General features: G+C 42.1%; 22 protein-coding genes. 9 read left to right on the plus strand and 13 right to left on the minus strand.

What is annotated here, in order from left to right; genetic code table 11:
- Nucleotides 1-16: 16 nt before the first annotated feature.
- The 4 genes from KO530_RS02930 (at nt 17) to nspC (ending at nt 4,058) form a co-directional block, all read left to right on the plus strand.
- Entirely contained in the window at nt 17-991 is a 975-nt protein-coding gene (locus KO530_RS02930; protein WP_216046905.1) for a 1-aminocyclopropane-1-carboxylate deaminase/D-cysteine desulfhydrase, read from the plus strand.
- Nucleotides 978-1,589, plus strand: coding sequence for a nicotinamide riboside transporter PnuC (pnuC, locus tag KO530_RS02935; protein ID WP_216046906.1), 612 nt, complete (start codon nt 978-980; stop codon nt 1,587-1,589). The genes KO530_RS02930 and pnuC overlap by 14 nt, the downstream gene beginning before the upstream one ends.
- Before the next feature lie 112 nt (nt 1,590-1,701).
- On the plus strand, nt 1,702-2,904 hold the full coding sequence (locus tag KO530_RS02940) for a saccharopine dehydrogenase family protein (protein ID WP_216046907.1): 1,203 nt from the start codon (nt 1,702-1,704) through the stop codon (nt 2,902-2,904).
- A 26-nt stretch (nt 2,905-2,930) separates the two neighbouring features.
- Nucleotides 2,931-4,058, plus strand: coding sequence for a carboxynorspermidine decarboxylase (gene nspC / locus KO530_RS02945; protein WP_216046958.1), 1,128 nt, complete (start codon nt 2,931-2,933; stop codon nt 4,056-4,058).
- A 38-nt stretch (nt 4,059-4,096) separates the two neighbouring features.
- On the opposite strand, the gene KO530_RS02950 is transcribed toward nspC, so the two are convergent.
- The 3 genes from KO530_RS02950 to rsmI form a co-directional block, all read right to left on the minus strand.
- Nucleotides 4,097-4,975, minus strand: coding sequence for a DMT family transporter (locus KO530_RS02950; RefSeq protein ID WP_216046908.1), 879 nt, complete (start codon nt 4,973-4,975; stop codon nt 4,097-4,099).
- Nucleotides 4,962-5,855, minus strand: coding sequence for an FAD:protein FMN transferase (locus tag KO530_RS02955; RefSeq protein ID WP_252728791.1), 894 nt, complete (start codon nt 5,853-5,855; stop codon nt 4,962-4,964). Before KO530_RS02955 ends, KO530_RS02950 begins: the two co-directional genes overlap by 14 nt.
- A 148-nt stretch (nt 5,856-6,003) precedes the next feature.
- On the minus strand, nt 6,004-6,843 hold the full coding sequence (rsmI, locus tag KO530_RS02960; RefSeq protein ID WP_216046910.1) for a 16S rRNA (cytidine(1402)-2'-O)-methyltransferase: 840 nt from the start codon (nt 6,841-6,843) through the stop codon (nt 6,004-6,006).
- A gap of 85 nt (nt 6,844-6,928) precedes the next feature.
- Here rsmI and KO530_RS02965 point away from each other — a divergent pair, with 85 nt between their 5' ends.
- Genes KO530_RS02965 through KO530_RS02980 form a run of 4 tightly spaced genes read left to right on the plus strand, consistent with a single transcriptional unit; the run spans nt 6,929 to nt 10,437 of the window.
- On the plus strand, nt 6,929-8,872 hold the full coding sequence (locus KO530_RS02965; RefSeq protein ID WP_216046911.1) for a penicillin-binding protein activator: 1,944 nt from the start codon (nt 6,929-6,931) through the stop codon (nt 8,870-8,872).
- A complete protein-coding gene (locus KO530_RS02970; RefSeq protein ID WP_252728771.1) occupies nt 8,859-9,218 on the plus strand; it encodes a YraN family protein in 360 nt (119 codons plus the stop codon). The genes KO530_RS02965 and KO530_RS02970 overlap by 14 nt, the downstream gene beginning before the upstream one ends.
- Nucleotides 9,219-9,263: 45 nt before the next feature.
- Complete coding sequence (locus KO530_RS02975; RefSeq protein WP_216046913.1) at nt 9,264-9,857, plus strand: phosphoheptose isomerase; 594 nt, start codon at nt 9,264-9,266, stop codon at nt 9,855-9,857.
- A gap of 4 nt (nt 9,858-9,861) precedes the next feature.
- A complete protein-coding gene (locus KO530_RS02980) occupies nt 9,862-10,437 on the plus strand; it encodes a BON domain-containing protein (RefSeq protein ID WP_216046914.1) in 576 nt (191 codons plus the stop codon).
- Nucleotides 10,438-10,480: 43 nt separating this feature from the next.
- Here the strand turns inward: KO530_RS02980 and KO530_RS02985 are convergent, their stop codons facing one another.
- From KO530_RS02985 to rplM, 8 genes are all read right to left on the minus strand, one after another.
- Nucleotides 10,481-11,302: a DUF2989 domain-containing protein gene (locus tag KO530_RS02985; protein ID WP_216046915.1), complete on the minus strand. Its 822-nt coding sequence runs from the start codon at nt 11,300-11,302 to the stop codon at nt 10,481-10,483.
- A gap of 78 nt (nt 11,303-11,380) precedes the next feature.
- On the minus strand, nt 11,381-11,788 hold the full coding sequence (locus KO530_RS02990) for a ClpXP protease specificity-enhancing factor (protein ID WP_216046959.1): 408 nt from the start codon (nt 11,786-11,788) through the stop codon (nt 11,381-11,383).
- A 22-nt stretch (nt 11,789-11,810) separates the two neighbouring features.
- Complete coding sequence (gene sspA, locus KO530_RS02995; RefSeq protein ID WP_216046916.1) at nt 11,811-12,443, minus strand: stringent starvation protein SspA; 633 nt, start codon at nt 12,441-12,443, stop codon at nt 11,811-11,813.
- A gap of 152 nt (nt 12,444-12,595) precedes the next feature.
- Nucleotides 12,596-13,330, minus strand: coding sequence for a cytochrome c1 (locus tag KO530_RS03000; RefSeq protein ID WP_216046917.1), 735 nt, complete (start codon nt 13,328-13,330; stop codon nt 12,596-12,598).
- Nucleotides 13,327-14,595 (minus strand): cytochrome b, encoded by a 1,269-nt coding sequence (locus tag KO530_RS03005; protein ID WP_216046918.1) that lies wholly within the window; start codon nt 14,593-14,595, stop codon nt 13,327-13,329. The genes KO530_RS03000 and KO530_RS03005 overlap by 4 nt, the downstream gene beginning before the upstream one ends.
- Nucleotide 14,596: 1 nt before the next feature.
- A complete protein-coding gene (gene petA / locus KO530_RS03010) occupies nt 14,597-15,232 on the minus strand; it encodes a ubiquinol-cytochrome c reductase iron-sulfur subunit (RefSeq protein ID WP_216046919.1) in 636 nt (211 codons plus the stop codon).
- 302 nt (nt 15,233-15,534) lie between these two features.
- Nucleotides 15,535-15,927, minus strand: coding sequence for a 30S ribosomal protein S9 (rpsI, locus tag KO530_RS03015; protein WP_008845414.1), 393 nt, complete (start codon nt 15,925-15,927; stop codon nt 15,535-15,537).
- Nucleotides 15,928-15,939: 12 nt separating this feature from the next.
- Nucleotides 15,940-16,368: a 50S ribosomal protein L13 gene (gene rplM, locus KO530_RS03020; protein ID WP_216046920.1), complete on the minus strand. Its 429-nt coding sequence runs from the start codon at nt 16,366-16,368 to the stop codon at nt 15,940-15,942.
- 486 nt (nt 16,369-16,854) lie between these two features.
- Between rplM and KO530_RS03025 the strand changes: the two genes are divergently transcribed.
- The gene (locus tag KO530_RS03025; RefSeq protein WP_216046921.1) at nt 16,855-18,948 is read left to right on the plus strand and encodes a trypsin-like serine protease; all 2,094 of its coding nucleotides are present in this window, start codon (nt 16,855-16,857) and stop codon (nt 18,946-18,948) included.
- Here the strand turns inward: KO530_RS03025 and mazG are convergent.
- A complete protein-coding gene (gene mazG, locus KO530_RS03030) occupies nt 18,937-19,773 on the minus strand; it encodes a nucleoside triphosphate pyrophosphohydrolase (RefSeq protein ID WP_216046922.1) in 837 nt (278 codons plus the stop codon). The two genes, KO530_RS03025 and mazG, sit on opposite strands and share 12 nt — an antisense overlap.
- Nucleotides 19,751-21,907 carry a GTP diphosphokinase gene (relA, locus tag KO530_RS03035; RefSeq protein ID WP_216046923.1) on the minus strand — a complete coding sequence of 719 codons (2,157 nt, stop codon included), beginning with the start codon at nt 21,905-21,907 and terminating at the stop codon, nt 19,751-19,753. Before relA ends, mazG begins: the two co-directional genes overlap by 23 nt.
- Between the last annotated feature and the right edge of the window lie 8 nt (nt 21,908-21,915).

Below are 21,915 nucleotides of genomic sequence, written 5' to 3' on the forward strand. Positions count from 1 at the left end.
AGGGAATATAGCCTCAGTGATTGCTAGCAAATTAACTCAAGAGCTTGGAATCCAGCTCCCCTCTGCAGAACAGCAGCTTAGGTTAAACTGGAAAAATGATCATGGAGTCGAAGTTTGGATTAAACGGGATGATTTAATCCACCCAATTATTTCGGGTAATAAATGGCGCAAGCTCAGCCAAACATTGTTCAGTGCTGCGCATTCACCACCAGCTAAAATTATCAGTTTTGGAGGTGGCCATTCTAATCATTTACATGCTTTAGGTTTTTGCTGCCAAAAGTTAAATATCCCTTTGTTAGCCGTTATCAGAGGGGATTATTCACAAAATATGACGCCCATGCTCAACGACCTTGAACGCTGGGGTGCACAATTGGAGTGGGTCAACAAAATCACCTATGCGAAGCGCACCGACAATACTTACCTTGAAGTCCTGCGCCAAAACCATCCCAATTCATTGATAATTCCAGAAGGTGGTTCACAACACCAAGCCTTGAGCGGCGTTGCGTCTATCGTTACAGAATTGACACAAGAATTTGATCTGATAGTTGCGCCGGTTGCCAGTGGTGGCACTATGGCAGGGTTAATCCAAGCAACTCAAAACAGCAAAACCAGGGTGTTAGGCATAGGTGTGTTAAAAGGACATGACTATTTACACGAATTAGTGAACCAGTTTTTGCCGAATGAGAGTAAGAAACAATTGAATGGCCAAAAAGCATCGACAGATTGGCAACTTAATTCCGATTTTCACTTTGGTGGCTATGCCAAAAAGACGCCAGAACTAATCGCTTTTTGTGAGCAATTTGAACAAGATAATAATATCCCAATCGAACCCATTTATTCAGGTAAGTTATTTTGGGGATTACGCCAATTGGTAGAGAGCAACCATTTTCCTGCAGGATCTAAAATCCTCGCTCTGCACACCGGCGGACTTCAAGGGAAACGAGCTCTACCGAATATTATGACAAAAAGGAATAAGCATGCAGTGGACTGAATGGCTAGCGGGTTTTGCAGGCGCGTCACCGATTGAGTGGATAGCGACCGTCAGCGGTTTTTTATGCGTCTTTCTGATCATAAAACGCAGTATTTGGTGTTTTTTCTTCGGCCTGATTCAGGTTAGTTTGTACAGTTATATTTTTTACGATGTAAAACTGTACTCCGACATGATCCTGCATCTCATCTATGTTGGCTTTCAAATATATGGATATTGGATTTGGTCTAAAAATTTAGATGACGGCGGTCATGTGATTGTCGATCATGGAAGCCAAAGATACTATTTGCAAATCGCGACATTGGCGATTATTGCAACGCTGTTATGGGGATGGGTTATGGCCAACAATACCGATGCGAGCCTACCTTACTTTGATGCATTTACCACCTGTGTAAGTTTAGTTGCTCAATGGTTGATGTCCCATAAAAAGCTGTATAACTGGAGTTTTTGGATTGTGGTTGATGTGGTTGCCATTTGGGTTTATTGGCAGAAAGATTTGTATCCAACATCCGTACTTTATTTATGTTTCTTAGTGATGGCTTGTATCGGCCAATATCAATGGTGGCGGATTTACCACAAAAATACCTCACAGGTTGCATAAGCTACTTGGATTACATCAATAAAGTGTCTATATTTTTGCATTCGCCTATTGCGTCTTTAGCTAGCAATGTTAGCATGCGCAAAATTTTCAGCTTGGATAAAAGGAAGCTAATATGTCTCGTGTTTTGATCATCGGTGCTGGCGGCGTTGCTGCAGTAACCATAAAAAAATGTGCCCGTATGCCAGAGCATTTCGATGAAATCTATTTGGCCAGCAGAACCGTGTCCAAATGCGAAGCTTTACAAGCTGAAGTGGGCGCAGACCGTGTGAAAGCAGTTTATGCTGTTGATGCTGATAATGCCGCAGAAGTTGAAGCTTTGATCAACAAAGTTAAACCTGATTTGCTTATCAACCTAGCCCTACCTTATCAAGACCTGCCGATTATGGATGCCTGTCTTGCTACCGGAACAAACTACTTAGATACTGCCAACTACGAGCCTAAAGATGAAGCTAAATTTGAGTATTCATGGCAGTGGGCGTATCAAGATCGATTTAAAGATAAAGGCATCATGGCGCTTTTAGGTAGTGGCTTCGATCCTGGTGTGACTAACGTTTATACCGCTTACGCTGCTAAACATTATTTTGATGAAATTCATTATCTGGATATTGTCGATTGTAATGGCGGCGACCATGGTCAAGCCTTTGCAACTAACTTCAACCCAGAAATCAATATTCGCGAAATAACTCAACGAGGACGTTTTTGGGAAAATGGCCAATGGAAAGAAACAGATCCATTAAGTGTCAGAGAAGACCTTGATTACCAAAATATTGGGGTTAGAGCCTCTTATTTAATGTTCCACGAAGAATTGGAATCTATTGTAAAACATTTTCCAACCTTGAAACGTGCACGTTTCTGGATGACATTTGGTGATGCTTACTTAAACCACTTGAACGTGCTTGAAGGTATAGGCATGACAAGCATTGAGCCAATTGACTTCCAAGGCCAAAAAATTGTGCCTCTTGAATTCTTAAAAGCTGTATTGCCAAACCCAGGTTCACTTGCCGAAGGTTATACCGGTATGACCTGCATAGGCACATACATCACAGGTATTAAAGACGGTAAAGAAAAAACCATCTTTATCTACAACAACTGTGACCACGCAGCCTGTTTTGAAGAGGTTGGCGCACAAGCCGTTTCTTACACAACAGGTGTGCCAGCGATGATTGGTGCAGCGCTTATGTTAAACGGTACTTGGAAAGGTGAAGGTGTTTGGAATATGGAACAATTTGATCCAGACCCGTTCATGGACATGCTTAATCAACATGGGCTACCTTGGCACGTGATTGAGTGCGAACAAAGTCCTTTTAAACGCTAATTGGGAGCAAAACCTTGAGCGATATAATGTTAAACCCAGCGATTCCTTCTCCTTGTTATGTGTGTGAAGAGTCTAAACTCGAACGCAATTTGCAGATAATGGAACGAGTACAGCGAGAAGCTGAGGTCGATATTATTCTCGCTCTTAAAGGTTTTGCTATGTGGTCAACCTTTGATCTTGTAGGTAAATATTTAAAAGGTTGTACCGCCAGTTCAGTTTGGGAAGCCAAGCTTGCCAAGTTTGAAATGGGTAAAGAAGTCCATGCGTTCTCGCCGGCTTATAAACCGGCAGACATGGATGAATTATTGAATTTAGTGAATCACATTTCATTCAATAGTTTAACTCAGTGGCAACGCTATAAAGAGCAAGTTTTGGCTAAAGGTATTTCAGCAGGAATACGGGTAAATCCAGAACACCGCGAAGCTGAAACAGAATTGTACGACCCTAGCGCACCAGGCTCCCGTTTAGGGATTCGTGTAGCCGACTTGGAAGGTGCAGACTTAACTGGCATCGACGGGTTTCACGTTCACAATTTGTGTGAATGCGACTCTTATGCCACCGAGCGGACGTTGCTAGCAGTGGAAAAACGTTTTGCAAAATGGCTACCTGATATTCAATGGTTAAACCTCGGTGGGGGTCACTTGATGACCAAACAAGGTTATAACCTTGAGCATCTCATTGACACCTTGGTGCAGTTTAAACATCGACATCCACATATTCATATAATTCTTGAACCAGGTTCGGCTGTAGCTTGGCAAACCGGTAGTTTGGTTTCCGAAGTTGTGGATATTGTCGAAAATGAAGGACAAATTGCGATTTTGGATATTTCCGCAACGGGTCATATGCCAGATGTATTAGAGATGCCTTATCGCCCTGCTGTAACTGGCGCTGGCGAGCCAGGAGAAAAAGCCTTCGATTATAAACTAGGTGGCAACTCATGTTTAGCAGGTGATGTTATCGACACCTATAGCTTCGACCACAAGTTAGCGGTAGGCGAGCGCGTTATTTTTGAAGATATGATCCATTACACCATGGTGAAAACAACATTCTTTAATGGCGTCGAGCACCCAGCAATTGGCATTATTCGTAACACAGGGGAATTCGAGCTGATTCGCCAATTTAACTACGAAGATTTTAGAAACCGTCTATCTTGATCGTTATTCGGTTTTAACACGGGAATTACCAGCGGCAATTAGGTTTTGAGTTGCCGCATTCCTAATATTACCAACACCAAACCGGTGATATGCAAAAAGGTGACAGGTTCATCCAAAAGCTGGTTAGATAATATAATCGTAAATAAAGGCCCCACTGCGCCAACGATAGACGCTTTACTTGCCCCTATTCTTTTAACCCCAGCACTGATCATAAAAGATGGAATCAAGGTCATAAAGATCGCCACAATTACCCCCCCCATATAGAGCTCAGTTGAGTAGTGCAACAAATCTCCCACACCTGCGGCATAAGAATGTATGAGCAGTGTAATACAAGCAGATATCATAGCCAGGCAAACAAAGCGCTGACTACCAATCTGTCGAGAAAAACGCTGGGTAGCCACTAAGTACCAAGCAGTTAAAATGCTCGCAAGAAAAACCAGAAAGCTACCCCAGTAAATGTTTTCTCCACCAAACGAGAGGTCGGCATAGAAAAACACCAAAATTCCAGCGTAAGATAAGATTAATGCTAACCAAATTTTAGTGACCGGCTTTTCATTTAAAAACCACCAACCAAATAAGATGGCCACTGCGGGATAACAAAATAGAATGATTCTTTCTAACCCGGCGGTAATATATTGCAATCCCAGCAAATCAAAATAACTGCCTAAATGATAACAAGCAACGCCCGCGGCACAGCAAGCCAATAATTCCTTAGCACTGAGTGTTCCCCACCCCGTTTGTTTTAACGACCACATTAGGATAAGTAAATAAAACGGTAAGACAAACAACATGCGCAGTGTTTGCAGCTCCAATGGACCTATACCCAGCTGATAGAGGTATTTGATCATAATTGCTTTGCTGGAGAATAAAATAGTACCTAGTACGACTAGAAAAACCCCAGAATCAATGCGCAACATTAACGGCTTCAAATGATTGGGAATAATGTAGACGTCGCTGATTATCTAAAATAATCGCTTCATAGCCGCGAGTGTGATTGATTAAATCTATGCCTTTTTTGACGCCTAATACAAACACAGCGGTGGATAAACCATCGTTCAACGTGCTTCTGGGACCTATGATAGTCACACTCTGCACTTCATAGATGGATTCCCCACTTTGCGGAGAAAGAATGTGATGATAGCGTTTCCCATCCTCTTCAAAATATCTTTCATAATCACCAGAGGTGGACATTGCGATATTTTCAAGAGGCAAAACCACTGCTTGTTTTTGCCGATTTCGAGGGTCACGAATACCCACTTTCCAAGGACGGCCATTGCGATCGCCTAGCAGCCCCGTATCGCCGCCGGCTGTTACTAAAGCATGCTCAATACCCATATTTTTTAAAATAGATAATGCATTATCAACTGCGTGGCCCTTGGCAATCCCCCCCAAATCTATTTTGACTTTAGGGTGCGCAAACTTAACAGTTTGTTTATGTGGGTCTAGCTGCAAGTGACGAAAATTAATAGCATCCAACAAGGTTTTTATTGTCTGCGCATCGGGCCGTTGTTTTTGCCGATAGTTATACAAATAACCCACGCTGGCGAAAGTAATGTCAAACGCCCCATCAGTTTCCTCTGAAAGCCCATAAGATAACTGCAATAATTCAAACATTTCTTTAGAAACAGTTACTGGGGTGTTCGCCGCTAAGCGGTTCACTTTCGACAATTCGCTGCTGTCGATATAAGGGCTCATTAATTGATTTATACGCTGCATTTCTTGCATTACCGCATCCACAGCTGCATGTCCTAGCTCTGGGGAGGCGGCCCAAATTTCGGTATGGATGTTGGTGCCCATAATCCCGCGGCTATCTGCGTACCAAGCGCCCTGCTCGTTTCCAGCAGGTTTTTCTAACTGGGTCGCTGACTGTCCATAGACACTATTAGATAAGGATAAATTAGTCCCAAGGAAAATGATTATTAGCGTTGAAAAAAACGCCTTCACTTTACTCATTCAAGGTTAAACCGTACTGATAAAGTGCATTCTTTTTAACACCGAAATGCTGAGCTGTAAGCGCTGCTGCCTTTTTTAAGGGTAAATCTTGCAATAAGATTTTGAGCAGTTGCAAACTTTCAGCTGGCAATTCGTTATCGTTTTTCGGTGCGCCTGCAACCATCAACACAAATTCTCCGCGCTGATGGTTAGCATCTTCTAAAAGCCACGCCAAGACCTCAACGGCACTTGCAGAATAAAATGTTTCGAAGGTTTTAGTTATTTCTTTGGCGATGGATAATTTACGGTCCTCACCCAAGACTTCAATTATAGCTTTTACTGTATCTGCAATACGACGGGGAGATTCGTAAAAAACAGTGGTTGCTGTTTCGCTATTGAGACGTTCTAGTACGCTATGTTTAGCGACCTGCTTTACAGGCAAAAATCCGTAAAATAGAAACTGATCTGTGGGAAGCCCAGATGCACTTAAGGCAGCAATAGCCGCACAAACGCCTGGGATAGGCACTACTGTCACCTCTTGCTCTCTACAGCGATTGACTAAGTTATATCCAGGATCACTAATTAAAGGTGTGCCTGCATCTGAAATCAACGCGACATTCAGTCCTTCTTTCAACTGTTCTATCAAGCGATTAGAAATTTGTTTTTCGTTATGATCATGAACTGCAGTCATTCGGGTCTTCACTCCCCAATGCTGCAACAGCTTTTGACTATGTCGAGTATCTTCGGCGGCAATCAAATCCACTTCATTTAATACTTTGATTGCGCGGTGCGTAATATCATCCAAATTTCCAATTGGTGTTGAAACAATGAACAATGTGCCAGTTTTTACCACTTATAATCAGCCTTTGATTGTTTTACGTCATTAGGCATTTTAAACTACCTAAAGGTAAATGGGTTGGAAAATTTTGAGAGTATCGATGGGTAAGTTAAAATGGCTAGTTGCTTGCAGTGCGATCACGGCATTAATTGGTTGTGGTTCAACACCTGTGAAGAACGATACGGCGAGCAATAATCAGTCAACAGATCTGGTTAAACAAGATGAACAAAACACGCTACCGCAAGATCCTATCTTTTATTTAGATGAAGCTAAACGTGTTTATGCCAATACCGGAGACCAACATCGGCGTAATCAATGGATAATCCGTGCCGCAGAATCTTATAAACAGCAAGGCGCATGTCTGCAAAGTGAAAAAATTGTACATTTATCTATCCGTGAATTTACTGACCCAGCCCTACGCAATCAAAGTCAAATAATTTTAGCGGAATGTGAGTTATCTAAGCCCGCTACTGACTGGCAAAAAATCGCAAAACTGCAAGGCCAAATAAATCAAGATATTAGTCATAAGAACCGCGCTCTTCGTATCCAATATGCGCAGTTTGTGCATTTAAAACAATGGCTAAATGCGGCACTATCCTTGAATCAAATTGAACCGACAGAACAACAGCAAAGTGAAGATATATGGTATCTGCTGCAAAGACTGAATGAACAAGAGTTAGAGAATGCACTGCGCAAACATGCAGATTTGTCTGCTTGGTTACAACTGAGTTTGATTGTTAAACGTTTTGGTCTGCAACAAGGGCAATTACAAACTGCCGTAGCCGAATGGCAAACACGTTTTCAAGCTCACCCGTTAAGCCTTAATTTGCCTGGTGAAATACAGCAAGCCATGCAGATCAGTCAATTACAAATGCAAAAAATTGCAGTCTTACTGCCGCTTTCAGGCAGGTTATCGCAACAAGGAGAAGCCATAAAACAAGGCCTCTTAGCCGCCTACTATTTAAAACAGAAATCTGTTTCAAGTGATTCTCAGGATGCTTTTCCAGCGCTACACTTTTTCGATATAGAAAGTAAACCAATGTCAGAATTAGTGGCAGAAGTTTCTGATTATGATGTGGTTATCGGTCCTCTAGTAAAAGATAAATTGGCTGAGTTCAGTCAGCTTGCTCCTCCAGAACTGAATATAATTGGCTTGAACCGATTAGACGAAACAAACTTAGTCGCAGAACCTGGAATAATAGATACACAGCCCATCGATGAAAATCAGAAATTAGCGCTAGCTGAGCAAGCAGCCCCTCCTGGGATTCGAATTTACTTTGCATTATCACCAGAAGATGAGGCGGTGCAACTGGCCAACAAAGTATTCAAAACTGGAGCGGTAAGTCCAATAGTGGTAACCCAGCAAAGCGGTGCCCCTATGCGAATGGCCAATACGTTTCTGCAAACTTGGCAAATTTTAACCGAAGACAATGATGTGTCACCGGGATTAGCGACTTTTACCGATAATAAAAGTATGCGAACCAGCTTAACCTCTTTGCTGGATGTATCCCAAAGTAAAACCCGCATTGATCAGTTGGAAAGTATCACAAGCGAGAAGATATATTCGGTACCACGAAACCGTCGAGATGTTGATGCCATAGTATTATTTGCATCTCCAGAACAAACCGAATTACTCAACCCTATTGTTGAAACAAGTTTAAGTCCATTTAATGATAAAGCTGTGCCCGTATATGCTTCATCACGGAGTTATAGTCAGAACTTCAGTAATAATACCTTACGAGATCTGCGCAATATCACATTTACTGACATGCCTTGGATGTTGCCTGATGGCGAGCACCAGTCACTTAAAAATGAAGTTGCTGAAATTTGGCCTAAACAAGACGACACGTTAAAACGTTTATTTGCATTAGGTTATGATGCGTATACTCTGGTACCTTTCTTACCCGGTTTAAAAGCATTACCACAAGTTTCTATTAAAGGCCTGACAGGAACCCTTTCAGTAGACCAAAATGGCAATATTATTCGTGTACTGCCATTTGGAAAGATTACCGAAAACGAGGTTATTTTGCTTGCAATGGATTAAGCAGCGCTTTTCCAGAACAACAGGGCTGCTGTCTGAAAATCGAGCTCGCCAATACTTGGAAGAAAACGGACTCCGATTTTTCCAAAGCAATTATCACTGCCGCACAGGTGAAATAGATTTGGTGATGCAAGATGACCAAGAATGGGTATTTGTTGAAGTGAAATTTCGGAGTCGATCTGACTACGGTACGGCAGCGGAATATTTTCATGCTGCTAAACGAAAAAAATTTACGCAGGCAGTGAAACATTTTATGCACTTTCACCGTCTAAACCCCGCAATGGTAGCGCATCGAATCGATTTAGTTGCGATTGACGGGGATCAAATCCAATGGTTTAAGTCGGTCTGAAAGAAACGCCATTGAAATTCTATTTAAAACACTATTGAGATTGTCATGATTGAACAAATAAAAGCTAATTTCACTGAAAGTATCCAGACTAAAATCGCTGCAGGAGAAGTACTTCCAGAGTCTATTTTTAAAGCGTCGCAAATGATGGTTGATGCATTAATTCACGGCAATAAAATATTATCCTGTGGTAATGGTGGTTCAGCAGGAGACGCACAGCACTTTTCATCAGAACTTCTCAACCGCTATGAACGCGACCGCCCAAGTTTACCTGCAATGGCTTTAACCACAGATTCTTCAACCATCACTTCTATCGCCAATGATTACAGTTATGACGAAGTCTTCTCCAAGCAAGTTCGCGCCCTTGGTCAAGCCGGTGATATTTTACTAGCAATTTCCACCAGTGGTAATTCAAGAAATGTCATCAATGCGATGGAAGCTGCGTTGAGTCGAGATATGACCATAGTAGCCCTAACCGGTAAAGACGGTGGTGAAATGGCCGGATTACTTGGCCCAAATGATGTCGAAATTCGAGTTCCATCTAGTCGTACCGCTCGCATCCAAGAAGTACACTTATTGGTGATACACAATCTATGTGAGTGTATTGATGACAGTTTGTTTCCTGAGCAAGGCGCGGAGTAACTAAATGTTTACTAAGTCTTCCCGTTTACTGATTCTAATGGTTGTGGCCTCATTGTTTATGCAGGGCTGTGCAGCGCTGGTAGTCGGTGCAGGTGTGGGCGCAGCTTCAGCAGCCCATGACAGACGCACTTTGGGCACGCAAATAGATGACAAAACCGCCACGGCACGGTTAGCATCCAAGTTTTCTAATAATTCGAATTTAGATTCTGCCAAAATCGACATAACAGTATTCAATGGCATCGCTTTATTGGTAGGACAAGCACCAACAGAATCAATCAAAGCAGAGATTTCTACAACCGCACAAACTGTTGAGAATTTGCGTAAAATTCATAATCAAATGCGCGTTGCTGAGCCTATACCCGCCACAGTGATAGCAAATGACACTTGGTTAGCCAGCAAGGTGAAAACCGCCCTGATTGGCGATAAACGTGTGGATGGATTAAATATCATTGTCGAAGTTGAAGACTCTGAAGTGTTTTTAATGGGCTTAGTCGATAGCAACGAAGCGGATATCGCGGTTGAAGTGGCCAGAAACGTAAATGGTGTCGCCCGAGTCATCAAAGCATTTGAATACAAATAGGTATCTTTTTAGATTGGACTCGGGAACCGCTGTGTAAGGTTACTCACTGTAAGTTTTTGGGAAACGAGTCCATATCTTTATATAACCATTTAGCGTCGAATAATAAATCATTCACTTTGCTCTGAGCAACGCGTATTTGAGACGGTGACATTTTTTCAAATAATTTAAAATAATGCGCGTTCACTTCAGCTTTACTTTTGTCTAAAGCACTGTATAGACCTTGCCAAATAGCGGCCTTCTCTAGTTCATTTTTATCCAGATAGTAGCCAACATAAAATTCATATACTGACGGCTGAATATCTTTAATTACGTCTGCCTTTTTGAGTGCTTGACGAGCATACTCTAGACCTTGTTCTTTGTTGTATTTAGCGTATCGGGTCATCAACGCAACATAAACATCTACGTGAACGTCTTTAGCTGTCTCAAAGCCATTTACCATAGACTCCCAGTTGTCGTCATTCTGAGAGTTTGTCCATAACCATAGATTGACTTCAGGACGAGCTATAGCGCGAGTACTGGCAATTAATTCCTTCTGTATTTCGGGAATCTTTCTGATGGTTATGATTTGTGATTGTTTGTCATCTTTATTTCTCACCGCTTCAGAAACAAAAGCATCCTCCAGACAACTGCGATACGCATCTAAGGTTTTGAGGGCAACATAAGTATTGATAGAGCTAAGTTGCTCACGTTGACGCGCTAGATCTCGAATGACTTCACTGCGAGGTATTGAACACAAGGCTCCGGAATGAGTGTTATCACAGATATCTTTATAGGTATCACAAATTTGCCACATGGAGTCATCTGCTACTCCACCATTTTCACAACCGGTAATCAAAATAGTTACCAAAATGAGCCAATAACGCATGTATACCTTTCCTAGAAATGTTGAACTGATTAATTTTACTAGATGACAAAAAAGGCGCTAAACAGCGCCTCTTATTGATTATTTAACAACCGTTAAATTGGGTGGTCCTTTTCTCTCAGGCTTAGGTGTCGCTTTAGGTTTAGAAGCGACTCCGCCTTTATCTCCATCAGTTAAATTTTCTTCAGGAGTAAATACTGTACCAGCACCATTTTCTTTAGCATATATAGCCAAAACAGCATGAGTGGGCACGACTAATTGCCGTGCAACACCACCAAAGCGAGCTTCAAAACTAACATCTGCATCACCGAGATTTAATTTAACACATGCACCTGGTGATACATTAAGAACAATTTGTCCATCATGCACATGCTCCTGTGGCACGTTAGTACCAGGAACAGTTGCATCAACAACTAAATAAGGTGTTAAGTCGTTGTCTACGATCCATTCGTAAAATGCTCTTAACAAATACGGTTGATTTGAAGTCATCATAATATGCTACCTAAACCACTTATAGTGGATCGTGTATCTCTCTTTCTTGATCAGTCAACGAAGCTTTAAAGGAGCTACGAGCAAATATGCGATTCATATAGGCTAATACTTCTTTACTGCCAGTACCGGTTAATTCGATACCAAGTGCAGGCAACCTCCACAATAGCGGAGCTAAGTAACAGTCAACCAAACTAAACTCTTCGCTCATAAAGAATGGAGTTTCAGCAAATAATGGAGCTAGGCTAAGTAACGCTTCGCGCAATTCGTTGCGTGCTGCATCCAAATCACCTTTACCAGAAAGAATCTTTTCAGCAACTGAATACCAATCTTGTTCTATACGGTGCATCATCAAACGACTTTGGCCGCGAGAAACAGGATAAACTGGCATAAGAGGAGGATGTGGGAAACGCTCATCCAAGTATTCCATAATAATATGGGACTTGTACAAAACAAGTTCTCTATCGACCAGCGTAGGCACTGTGCCATAGGGATTTAAATCAAGTAAATCTTCAGGAAGGTTGGTTGGATCAGTATAGCTGATTTCAACACCCACTCCTTTTTCCGCAAGTACAATACGCACTTGGTGACTGTAAATATCACTTGTGTCTGAGAACAACGTCATGATTGAACGTTTATTCGCGGCTACAGCCATTAACTATCCTCCAGAATCAACAAAACAGGTCAACCAATTCTTTGTTTTAAACCACAAAATTGATTGGCTGCCTAACACCGCCAAGGTATTAGACTCATTAAAAAAAGGGGCAGACTCGCCCCTTTTCGGATTATACCTTAATTTTGGGTGAATTAGTGAACATCACGCCAATATTCTTTCTTAAGTAAGTAAACAAAGATAAACAACACAACGATGAAGGCAAGAACCCATCTACCAGTCGCTTCAAGATTCAAACGACCAGGCTCACCAACATAGACAAGGTAATGGACTAAGTCACCCACAGCCTTATCGTATTCTTCAGCGTTAAGCTCGCCATTACCATCAGTTTTAATGCCAACGTAAACTTCTTTCATTTCACCGTCGATCATTCGTTCTTCATGGGTTTCACGCGGTGTACCTTGCAATTCTTGCAATACGTGAGGCATACCTACATCAGGGAAACGCTTATTGTTAACCCCAAAGGTTTTGCTTTCGTCTACGTAGAAAGTACGCAAATAAGTATACAACCAGTCGGCACCTCTCACCCGCGCTACTAACGTCAGGTCAGGTGGTGGAGCGCCAAACCATTTAGCGGCATTCTCAGCAGGAATAGCACTTTTTATATGGTCAGATACTTTTTCACCGGTGAACTGCAAATATTCCTGTCCCAATTCATTAGGAATCCCTAAATCTTTGAAACTGCGCTCATAACGTTGGTACTGCATGTTATGACAACCTAAGCAGTAGTTATTGAACAACTTAGCACCATTTTGTAATGCTGCTTTGTCGTTCAAATCAATATCTATATGGTCGTTTTCGATTCCACCACCGGCTGCACCAGCAAGTCCCGAAAACAATAAAGTTAACACTAATACAAACTTTTTCATTTCGTGATCCTCTCTGGTACCGGCTTAGTATTCTCATTTCTGCTGTAAATAAACATTAAAACGAAGAATCCAAAGTACATGATAGTTGCGATTCGAGACGCAATTATTTTCCAATTTTCTTGTGGTGTACCACCTAAGTAACCTAAGAAGATAAACACGGCTGCAAATACCAATAGATTCCAGCGATGTAAACCACAACGATAACGCCAAGATTTCACTTTACCGCGGTCAATCCAAGGTAGTAAGAACAAAGCAATGATTGCAGCGAACATACCGATAACACCACCGAGCTTATCTGGAACGGCTTTTAAGATTGCGTAGAAGGGTGTGAAATACCAAACAGGGAAAATATGTTCAGGAGTTTTCAACGGGTTAGCAATTTCAAAGTTAGGATGTTCTAGGAAGTACCCACCCATTCCAGGTGCGAAGAACATGATGTAACAGAAGATAAATAAGAATGCAGCAAATGCAACCATGTCTTTCAACACAATATGTGGGAAGAAAGGTACTACGTCATCAATGATGTCGTATTTTTTAGTGTAGTATTCGTGCATTTCAAATTTGGTTTTTTGATCTTCAGTCAATGAACCTTTTTTGCGCTTAACTTCAACGCCATCAGGGTTATTTGAACCTACTTCATGCAACGCAACTATGTGTAAGAACACTAGAATGACGATGACCAGTGGCAATGCAATAACATGCAAGGCGAAGAATCTATTGAGGGTAGCACCAGAGATAACGTAGTCCCCTTGAATCCATTCAACTAAGTCTGGACCAATCACAGGGATTGCACTAAACAAGGATACAATTACCTGCGCACCCCAGTAGGACATTTGTCCCCAAGGAAGTACGTAACCCATGAAGGCTTCAGCCATTAGCGCAAGGTAAATGAACATACCAAACAACCACAGTAGTTCACGAGGCTTTTGGTAAGAGCCGTACATCATTCCGCGGAACATGTGCAAATACACCACGATAAAGAAAGCCGAAGCCCCTGTAGAGTGCATGTATCTAAGTACGTCTCCGTAAGGCACATCACGCATGATGTATTCTACAGAAGCAAAAGCACCTTCAGATGAAGGTACAAAATTCATGGTTAGCCACACACCGGTGACAATTTGGTTTATCAGTACAATTGTGGCCAAGAAGCCAAATATATACCAAAAATTCATATTTTTTGGTGCAGGGTATTGAATCGCGTGCATGTTAGCAACGCGCATCATCGGAATACGATATTCAATCCAATCTAAAAGACTTTTAAACATCTTATGCTGCCCCCTCGGCTTCTGAACCGATAATAACGGTATTGTCATCAACATACTGATAAGGCGGAACAACCAAATTCAGTGGTGCAGGTACTCCATCAAACACGCGGCCAGCCATATCAAATTTGGAACCATGACAAGGGCAGAAGAATCCCTCGTCTACGCCTTCAACGTATTCGGCAAATGCGCCGTCAGCCAAATGCTGTGGAGAGCATCCAAGATGCGTACAAATGCCCACGAGTATTAGGTATTCTTCCTTCAGAGAACGGTAACGATTTTTAGCAAAAGCAGGTTGTTGCTCTTGCTCAGAATCTGGATCTTTGAGTATATCTTCGTGTTTTGCCAGTGAAGCTAGCAGTTCTGGCGTCCGCCTTACAACCCAAACTGGTTTACTTCTCCAGATAACACGGATCATTTGCCCCGGCTGAATTTTACCAATGTCAATTTGCACATCAGCTCCAGCGGCTTTCGCCCTTTCACTCGGGTTCCAAGAACCAATAAAAGGTACTGCGACACCTGCAACGCCTGCTGCACCCACCACTGATGTAGCTACAGTGAGGAATCGGCGTCTAGGGTTGTCTTGGGGCTGATTGTCATTCTTTGACGAATCATTTGTATCGACAGACACATTGCTCATCCACTCTTCTCCAAGTTCGGATTTAGTGATACTTCTTGAACATAACTAGTTGGTTCCGATAGCGATTTGCTAGCAGCTAACTGTCACAAGAAATTACGGTTTTGTTGAATTTATCTATTAACATGAAATGATAAAAGAAAACCCCTAATAAAGACAAGGAATTAAGTAAATAAACCTATGTTTTGTGGGATTAATTTGTCTTAGGACAACTCAATCAAATTTAATAGACATAAAAACATCAAATTTTTAACAATAAAAAACCCAGCGTTGCTGGGTTTTTTGAAATATTCGTAACGTAAAAATTAACGTTTTGAGTATTGAGGACGCTTACGCGCTTTATGAAGACCCACTTTCTTACGTTCAACTTTACGTGCATCACGAGTTACGAACCCGGCTTTACGAAGAGCTGGACGAAGTGTTTCGTCATATTCCATCAAAGCACGAGTAATACCGTGACGGATTGCGCCAGCTTGACCACTAATACCACCACCGGCTACGGTGACGTATAGGTCAAATTTATCAGTCATTTCAACTAGCTCAAGTGGCTGACGAACAACCATGCGTGCTGTTTCACGACCAAAGAAAACATCCAAAGGACGTTTGTTAACTACAATGTTGCCACTACCTGGACGTAGAAAAACACGAGCGGTAGAGCTTTTGCGACGGCCAGTGCCGTAGTATTGAGTATCTGCCATTTTTCTCGCTCCTTAAATGTCTAGAACTTGAGGCTGTTGAGCAGCATGTGAATGCTCAGTACCAGCGTACACTTTCATTTTGCGGAACATAGCACGTCCAAGAGGACCTTTAGGCAACATACCTTTTACCGCTTTCTCAATGATCATTTCAGGCTTGTGAGCTTGAAGTTTCTCAAATGTTGTATCTTTCAATCCACCTGGGTAACCAGTGTAGGAATAATAGATTTTGTTCTGTGCCTTACGGCCAGTAACAGTTACTTTTTCAGCATTGATTACGATAATGTAATCACCAGTGTCAACATGAGGTGTGTACTCTGGCTTATGCTTACCGCGTAAACGTATCGCGATCTCTGTGGCCAAACGGCCTAGTGTTTTGTCTGCGGCGTCAACCACATACCAGTCGCGTTTTACCGTCTCTGGTTTTGCAACAAAAGTTTTCATTTTAAAATACCCGAAATATATAAATTGTTACTGGTTAATTTTCTGCTCTAGCCAAATATCCGATGTTTAACATCTTATATTCAACAATCCAGAAAACCTCTTAAATCAACATATTGACCCCTTCGAGTCGATTGATTCTTCCACTTTCCCAAAGTGGGCGTAACTGGGCAGGGCGCGAATTATACAGAAGTTTTCATAAAACGCGAGAGTATATTGCAAGTTTTTTAGGCAATTAAGTCAATCAATTCATATTCTATTCATCTAACTTGATCCATTGTAAAGGCAAGTTGCAGCGAAAATATTGGTATTTATTACAGCCGTATCAAGTTGAGATACCTGAAAACACTAAATTAGTTAATTAACCTTGTTTGAGATATATTGCCCAACAATGTAAACCATAGGTCATTTTTATGGTCATAACGCGCACTGTCTGGGATATCATTTGTCTGTTATGCGCGAATACAATTTTCTATTGGAGTCAGTTAGATGAAGTATATTAAGTGGTTTTTGTTGGTTGTTACAGCCATACAATTTAACTTAGCCTCTGCTACCAGTTTACGTTCAGAGCAAATAGCGTTGAGCAAACAGCAAAGTAGCGAAAAAAAAGACTCGGCTATTACCCCTCTGATTGTTGGAGGCTCATCTGCTGATGAGGGAGAGTATCCCTTTATGTCGGCATTAGTGGTAGTGGGTACAGAAGTGGAAACTACGGTTACGGTAAATAATACTGCTTATCAATCTGATCCATTCGGATTTGGACCAGACGGCGAAGCGACAGGTATTATAGTCGACTGTGGTATCGGCGATGCACAATGCCAAGGCGTAACAAATAATATTTGTTTAATCGAACGTGGTGAAATTAATTTTTCCGAAAAAGCGCTCAATTGTGAATCCGGTGGTGGAATTGGCGCGATTATCTATAACAACGTCGATGGGCCCTTAGAATCAGGAACACTGGGCGACGACTTCAATGGCAGCATCCCAATTGTGGGTATTACTCAAGAAGATGGACAAGCACTCATCCAATTAGAAAATGCCACCGCCAGCATTACTGTTACGACTTTGCAAGGTTCGGTTCAAGATGTCGTTTGCGGAGCAACATTTTTAGGTGAGCAATGGGTATTAACCGCAGCCCATTGTGTAGACTCTGAATTTGCAGATCAATACAGAGTTAACGTTGGTGAATACGATCTCAGAGATGGTGCAGATCAAGCATTAGCCATTAAGCGGATTTATTCCCATCCTAATTATGATTCAGAAACCTTCGATAACGATGTGGCGCTGATAGAATTAGAGCAGAGTCTTGAAAACACGGCTATTCAACTTGCAGATTCAAGCACCACAGACCAACTCGCTATCGAGAATACGATTGCGACATCTATTGGTTGGGGTGGCCGCACCGGTTACCTGCCGAACGAGGGACCTACTGGCAACTTCCCAGATATACTGCAAGAAGTGGAACTTCCCCTGCTCACCAATACCCAATGTCGCAGTGAATTAGCTAATTCACAAGGGGTAAGTCAATCGGCTACTGGTATTACCGAGCAAATGATATGTGCGGCACTGGATTCAGGTGGAGCAAGTGCCTGTCAAGGCGATAGTGGCGGGCCTTTGTTTGTTGAAACGAGTTCAGGCCCCATGCAAGTGGGTATCACCAGCTGGGGCATAGGCTGTGCAGCTGAAGGTTATCCTGGTGTATATGCCAGAGTCGGCGCTTTGCTCGGCTTCATTAACGCCACTCGCTATGGCGTTGGTATTACAGGAGAAGCGAAGATCACCAACACACCAGTCAACGTAAATTTTGTACAGCAATATACAGTGACTAATAATTCGAACAGTACGATTATGCCAACTATTAGCCTGTCTAATAGCAACGACTTTAGTATCGATAGCAGTCAATGCACGAGCTTAACGGCACAACAGAGCTGTCAGCTTTTGCTCACCTTTAATGCACAATCTCAAGGGCTTAAGTCAGCTACAATTTCGATTACATCTGATGTACAAGATATTCCCACTAGCAATATTAATATTCAAGGTTATGCGGTTGACCAAGCTACTAATTTGGCTAGTTCAATAGGCACAGCAAACGCAGCAGTGACGATATACAGTGGTGGCGACGCGGCTTGGCGAAGTAGCTCTTTGGGAGGTATTGTAAGTGGCAATATTTCAAGTAATCAAGAGAGTATTTTGATCGCCCTGATTGAAGGCGAAGGCACATTGAATTTTGAGTGGGCAGTTTCATCAGAAGAAAACGAAGATGAACCAACAGAGCCATTTGACGCTCTTTATCTGCTGGTAAATGGTGAAGAACAAGAATTTATTTCCGGTGAAGTGGATTTTACGACTCAGAGCATATCGCTTGCTGACGGTAATCACTTAATAGAAATATCCTATCGCAAAGACTTGAGTGTTTCAGAAGGCGACGACCAAGGGAAAGTGCGTAACTTTGTATTCACTCCGACAACGCCAGTTAGCAACCCAACGACTCCAACTGATAGTAGTTCTGGAGGGGGTGGTTCTATGACTTGGTTGCTACTGCTATTACTTGCTGGTTTAGGCGCGCGAAAACTAACCTTCTAAATGTTTAACCTTTTGCCAGATGGCTTCCATCTGGCTTAGGGTAGCATCACTGAGCTCGGTTTTTTGTGCAGCAAAATGTTGCTCTACTTTGGCAAAGCGCCCAGCAAATTTTCGATTGGCTTTTCTAAGTGCTGTTTCAGGGTTCACCTTTAAATGTCTAGATAGATTCACCACCCCAAACAACAAATCGCCCATTTCTTCTTCAATACGTTGATGATCCTGGGGATCTTGCTTCACCTCTTCCATTACCTCAGCGATCTCTTCTTCCACTTTATCAACCACAGGAGCAACATCAGGCCAATCAAATCCCACTTTGGCACACTCTTTTTGGATTTTTTGCGCTCGCATCAATGGCGACATTCCGATTGGAATATTATCCAAAATACTGGCTTGTGGATGAATCCCCTTTTGTACTCGTTCCTGCTGTTTGATCGCATCCCAAGTCAGGCTTACTTGTTCTACTGAAGTCTGTTTTTGCTCGGCAAATACATGGGGATGACGACGTATAAGCTTATCGCAGATTGTTTGCGCTATCCCTTCAAAATCAAACGCTTGCTGCTCTTTCCCCAATTGTGCATAAAACACAACTTGAAATAACAAATCACCTAGTTCATCTTGAACATCCTGCATGCTGCCATGTTCTATTGCATCAGCAACTTCATAGGCTTCTTCGATGGTAAAAGGCACTATAGTTTCAAAACTTTGCTGTTTGTCCCACGGACAACCATTTTCAGGATCACGCAGGCGTGCCATGATGCTAAGCAAGCGCTCTACTTGTGGATAATGGCTCAGTCCACCTGACTCACTTGTCGAGCCTGACGACATCAGTGACTCCTTTAACTTGTTGCAATCTGGCAATGGTTCTAGACAAACTAGCAAGATCTTTAACTTCCAGAGATATCTTGATTTTAGCTGTTTGGTCTTTAGTGTTACTTAAGCTGTTAACCCCCAACAAAGTGACCTTGTCGTTCGCCAACACAGTAGTAATATCTCGTAAAATGCCATCGCGGTCGGAAGTGTGAACATCTAAGTCGGTTAGGAAGCTGCCTCTTAAATCATTCGCCCAGTTTACTTCTATTTCCCGTTCTGGATGTTGGTCCAATAAGTGGCTTAGCTGATCACAATTTTCTCGATGCACGCTAATACCTCGTCCCATAGTGATATAGCCTTGTATTGAATCACCCGGTAAAGGCTGACAACACTTAGCAATTTGACTCATGAGATTCCCAACCCCCTCCACGACTATGGTATCCGTGGTACCTTTTGCAGGTTTACTTTGGGTGGTTTTAACGCGAGGATCGATTTCCGGTGGCGGCGCATCTAATTGTTGTAAATAATTAACCACCTGCATAATGCGCAGATCACCACCACCAATGGCAGCGTATAAATCCTCAACCTGATTCACATTGAATCGTTCACACGCCTTAGCGGCATCTTTCAAAACCAAATTAGCTTTGGAGAGTTCACGGTCTAGCAGTTCTTTTCCAGCTAGTAGGTTTTTCTCTTTGTCTTGTTTTTTAAACCAAGTATGAATTTTTGCTCGTGCCCTTGAGGAATGCACGTAACCCAAACTAGGGTGCATCCAGTCGCGACTAGGATTTAAATTCTTACCCGTCAATACTTCAACCTGATCGCCAGTTTGCAATTGATAAGTAAAGGTAACAATACGGCCATTTACTTTGGCACCATTACAGCGGTGACCTACATTACTATGGATGTAATAAGCAAAATCTAATGGAGTTGAACCCAGCGGCAAATCAATAACATCGCCCTTAGGGGTAAAGACATAAACCCTGTCGTCGAAAACCTGACTGCGTAACTCCTCCACCAAATCGCCTGATTCTGCGACTTCTTCTTGCCACAGCAGAATTTTACGCAACCAATTAATTTTATCTTCGTAAGCTGAGCGCTCTGAACTGACCCCTTCTTTATACTTCCAATGGGCGGCAATCCCTAGCTCCGCATCCTGATGCATTTGCTCAGTACGAATCTGTATTTCAACCGGACGTCCTTCAGGACCATTAACAACGGTATGTATCGATTGATATCCATTAGGTTTGGGAGTGGCAATATAATCATCGAATTCATTCGGAATATGTTTAAAAAGTGAATGGACGATACCCAAAGCGCTATAACAATCTTGCAGTCTTTCAGCGATGATTCGGACCGCTCGAATGTCATACAGTTGCTCAAAAGACAAATGCTTTTTCTGCATTTTCTTCCATATACTGTAAATGTGTTTTGGTCGGCCGTAGACTTTAACTTTTATATTGGCATTATCCATTTCAGTTTGTAAATTGGTAACAAACTCTTCGATATATTGCTGTCTGTCGGTACGCTTTTCATCTAATAATTTAGCAATTTGTTTGTATGTTTCTGGGTGTAAATAACGAAACGATAGATCCTCTATCTCCCACTTCAGTTGACCAATTCCTAACCGATTAGCAAGGGGAGCGTAGATAGTTGAACATTCACGCGCAACGATAACACGGGTTTCTTCATCCGCTTTTTTCATTTTCTGTAGCGTACAAATTCGCTCAGCTAATTTGATTAATACCGTGCGAACATCTTCGACCATGGCTAACAACATGCGCCGAATATTGTCTATTTGCGCTTCATCAGCTTTTTTACTGCTACGGCTATGCAAGGTTTTAATCGCATCCATACGACGTACACCACTGATTAGATGACGCACGCCCTTGCCAAACTCTTCTTCGATTTGATCATCATCTAAACCATGCACTTCACAATATGGATACACTAAAGACGCTTGAAGCGTTTCATCATCCATATTTAATTCATGCAGAATTTCCACCATTTCTTGGCCGACAAGCAAGATTTCCGGTGATTCAGATGTGTCTCGTAGTTTTTGTTTGGTGCTCTCCGACAGGTTCAGGCAATCAAGCCATTTATCAAATGTAGGTCGTTCTGGTTGATGAACTGTTCGGATAGAAACCATAATAATAG

Origin of the sequence: Aliiglaciecola lipolytica (assembly GCF_018860635.1) — a bacterium.
GTDB lineage: Bacteria > Pseudomonadota > Gammaproteobacteria > Enterobacterales > Alteromonadaceae > Aliiglaciecola > Aliiglaciecola lipolytica_A.

Excerpts from the sequence above, each read along its gene's own strand:
- pnuC (WP_216046906.1), top strand. The coding sequence starts at position 978 with ATGCAGTGGACTGAATGGCTAGCGGGTTTTGCAGGCGCGTCACCGATT.
- KO530_RS02940 (WP_216046907.1), top strand. The coding sequence starts at position 1,702 with ATGTCTCGTGTTTTGATCATCGGTGCTGGCGGCGTTGCTGCAGTAACC.
- nspC (WP_216046958.1), top strand. The coding sequence starts at position 2,931 with ATGTTAAACCCAGCGATTCCTTCTCCTTGTTATGTGTGTGAAGAGTCT.
- KO530_RS02950 (WP_216046908.1), bottom strand. The coding sequence starts at position 4,975 with ATGTTGCGCATTGATTCTGGGGTTTTTCTAGTCGTACTAGGTACTATT.
- KO530_RS02955 (WP_252728791.1), bottom strand. The coding sequence starts at position 5,855 with ATGGGCACCAACATCCATACCGAAATTTGGGCCGCCTCCCCAGAGCTA.
- KO530_RS02965 (WP_216046911.1), top strand. The coding sequence starts at position 6,929 with ATGGGTAAGTTAAAATGGCTAGTTGCTTGCAGTGCGATCACGGCATTA.
- KO530_RS02975 (WP_216046913.1), top strand. The coding sequence starts at position 9,264 with ATGATTGAACAAATAAAAGCTAATTTCACTGAAAGTATCCAGACTAAA.
- KO530_RS02980 (WP_216046914.1), top strand. The coding sequence starts at position 9,862 with ATGTTTACTAAGTCTTCCCGTTTACTGATTCTAATGGTTGTGGCCTCA.
- KO530_RS02985 (WP_216046915.1), bottom strand. The coding sequence starts at position 11,302 with ATGCGTTATTGGCTCATTTTGGTAACTATTTTGATTACCGGTTGTGAA.
- KO530_RS02990 (WP_216046959.1), bottom strand. The coding sequence starts at position 11,788 with ATGACTTCAAATCAACCGTATTTGTTAAGAGCATTTTACGAATGGATC.
- sspA (WP_216046916.1), bottom strand. The coding sequence starts at position 12,443 with ATGGCTGTAGCCGCGAATAAACGTTCAATCATGACGTTGTTCTCAGAC.
- KO530_RS03000 (WP_216046917.1), bottom strand. The coding sequence starts at position 13,330 with ATGAAAAAGTTTGTATTAGTGTTAACTTTATTGTTTTCGGGACTTGCT.
- KO530_RS03005 (WP_216046918.1), bottom strand. The coding sequence starts at position 14,595 with ATGTTTAAAAGTCTTTTAGATTGGATTGAATATCGTATTCCGATGATG.
- petA (WP_216046919.1), bottom strand. The coding sequence starts at position 15,232 with ATGAGCAATGTGTCTGTCGATACAAATGATTCGTCAAAGAATGACAAT.
- rpsI (WP_008845414.1), bottom strand. The coding sequence starts at position 15,927 with ATGGCAGATACTCAATACTACGGCACTGGCCGTCGCAAAAGCTCTACC.
- rplM (WP_216046920.1), bottom strand. The coding sequence starts at position 16,368 with ATGAAAACTTTTGTTGCAAAACCAGAGACGGTAAAACGCGACTGGTAT.
- KO530_RS03025 (WP_216046921.1), top strand. The coding sequence starts at position 16,855 with ATGAAGTATATTAAGTGGTTTTTGTTGGTTGTTACAGCCATACAATTT.
- mazG (WP_216046922.1), bottom strand. The coding sequence starts at position 19,773 with ATGTCGTCAGGCTCGACAAGTGAGTCAGGTGGACTGAGCCATTATCCA.
- relA (WP_216046923.1), bottom strand. The coding sequence starts at position 21,907 with ATGGTTTCTATCCGAACAGTTCATCAACCAGAACGACCTACATTTGAT.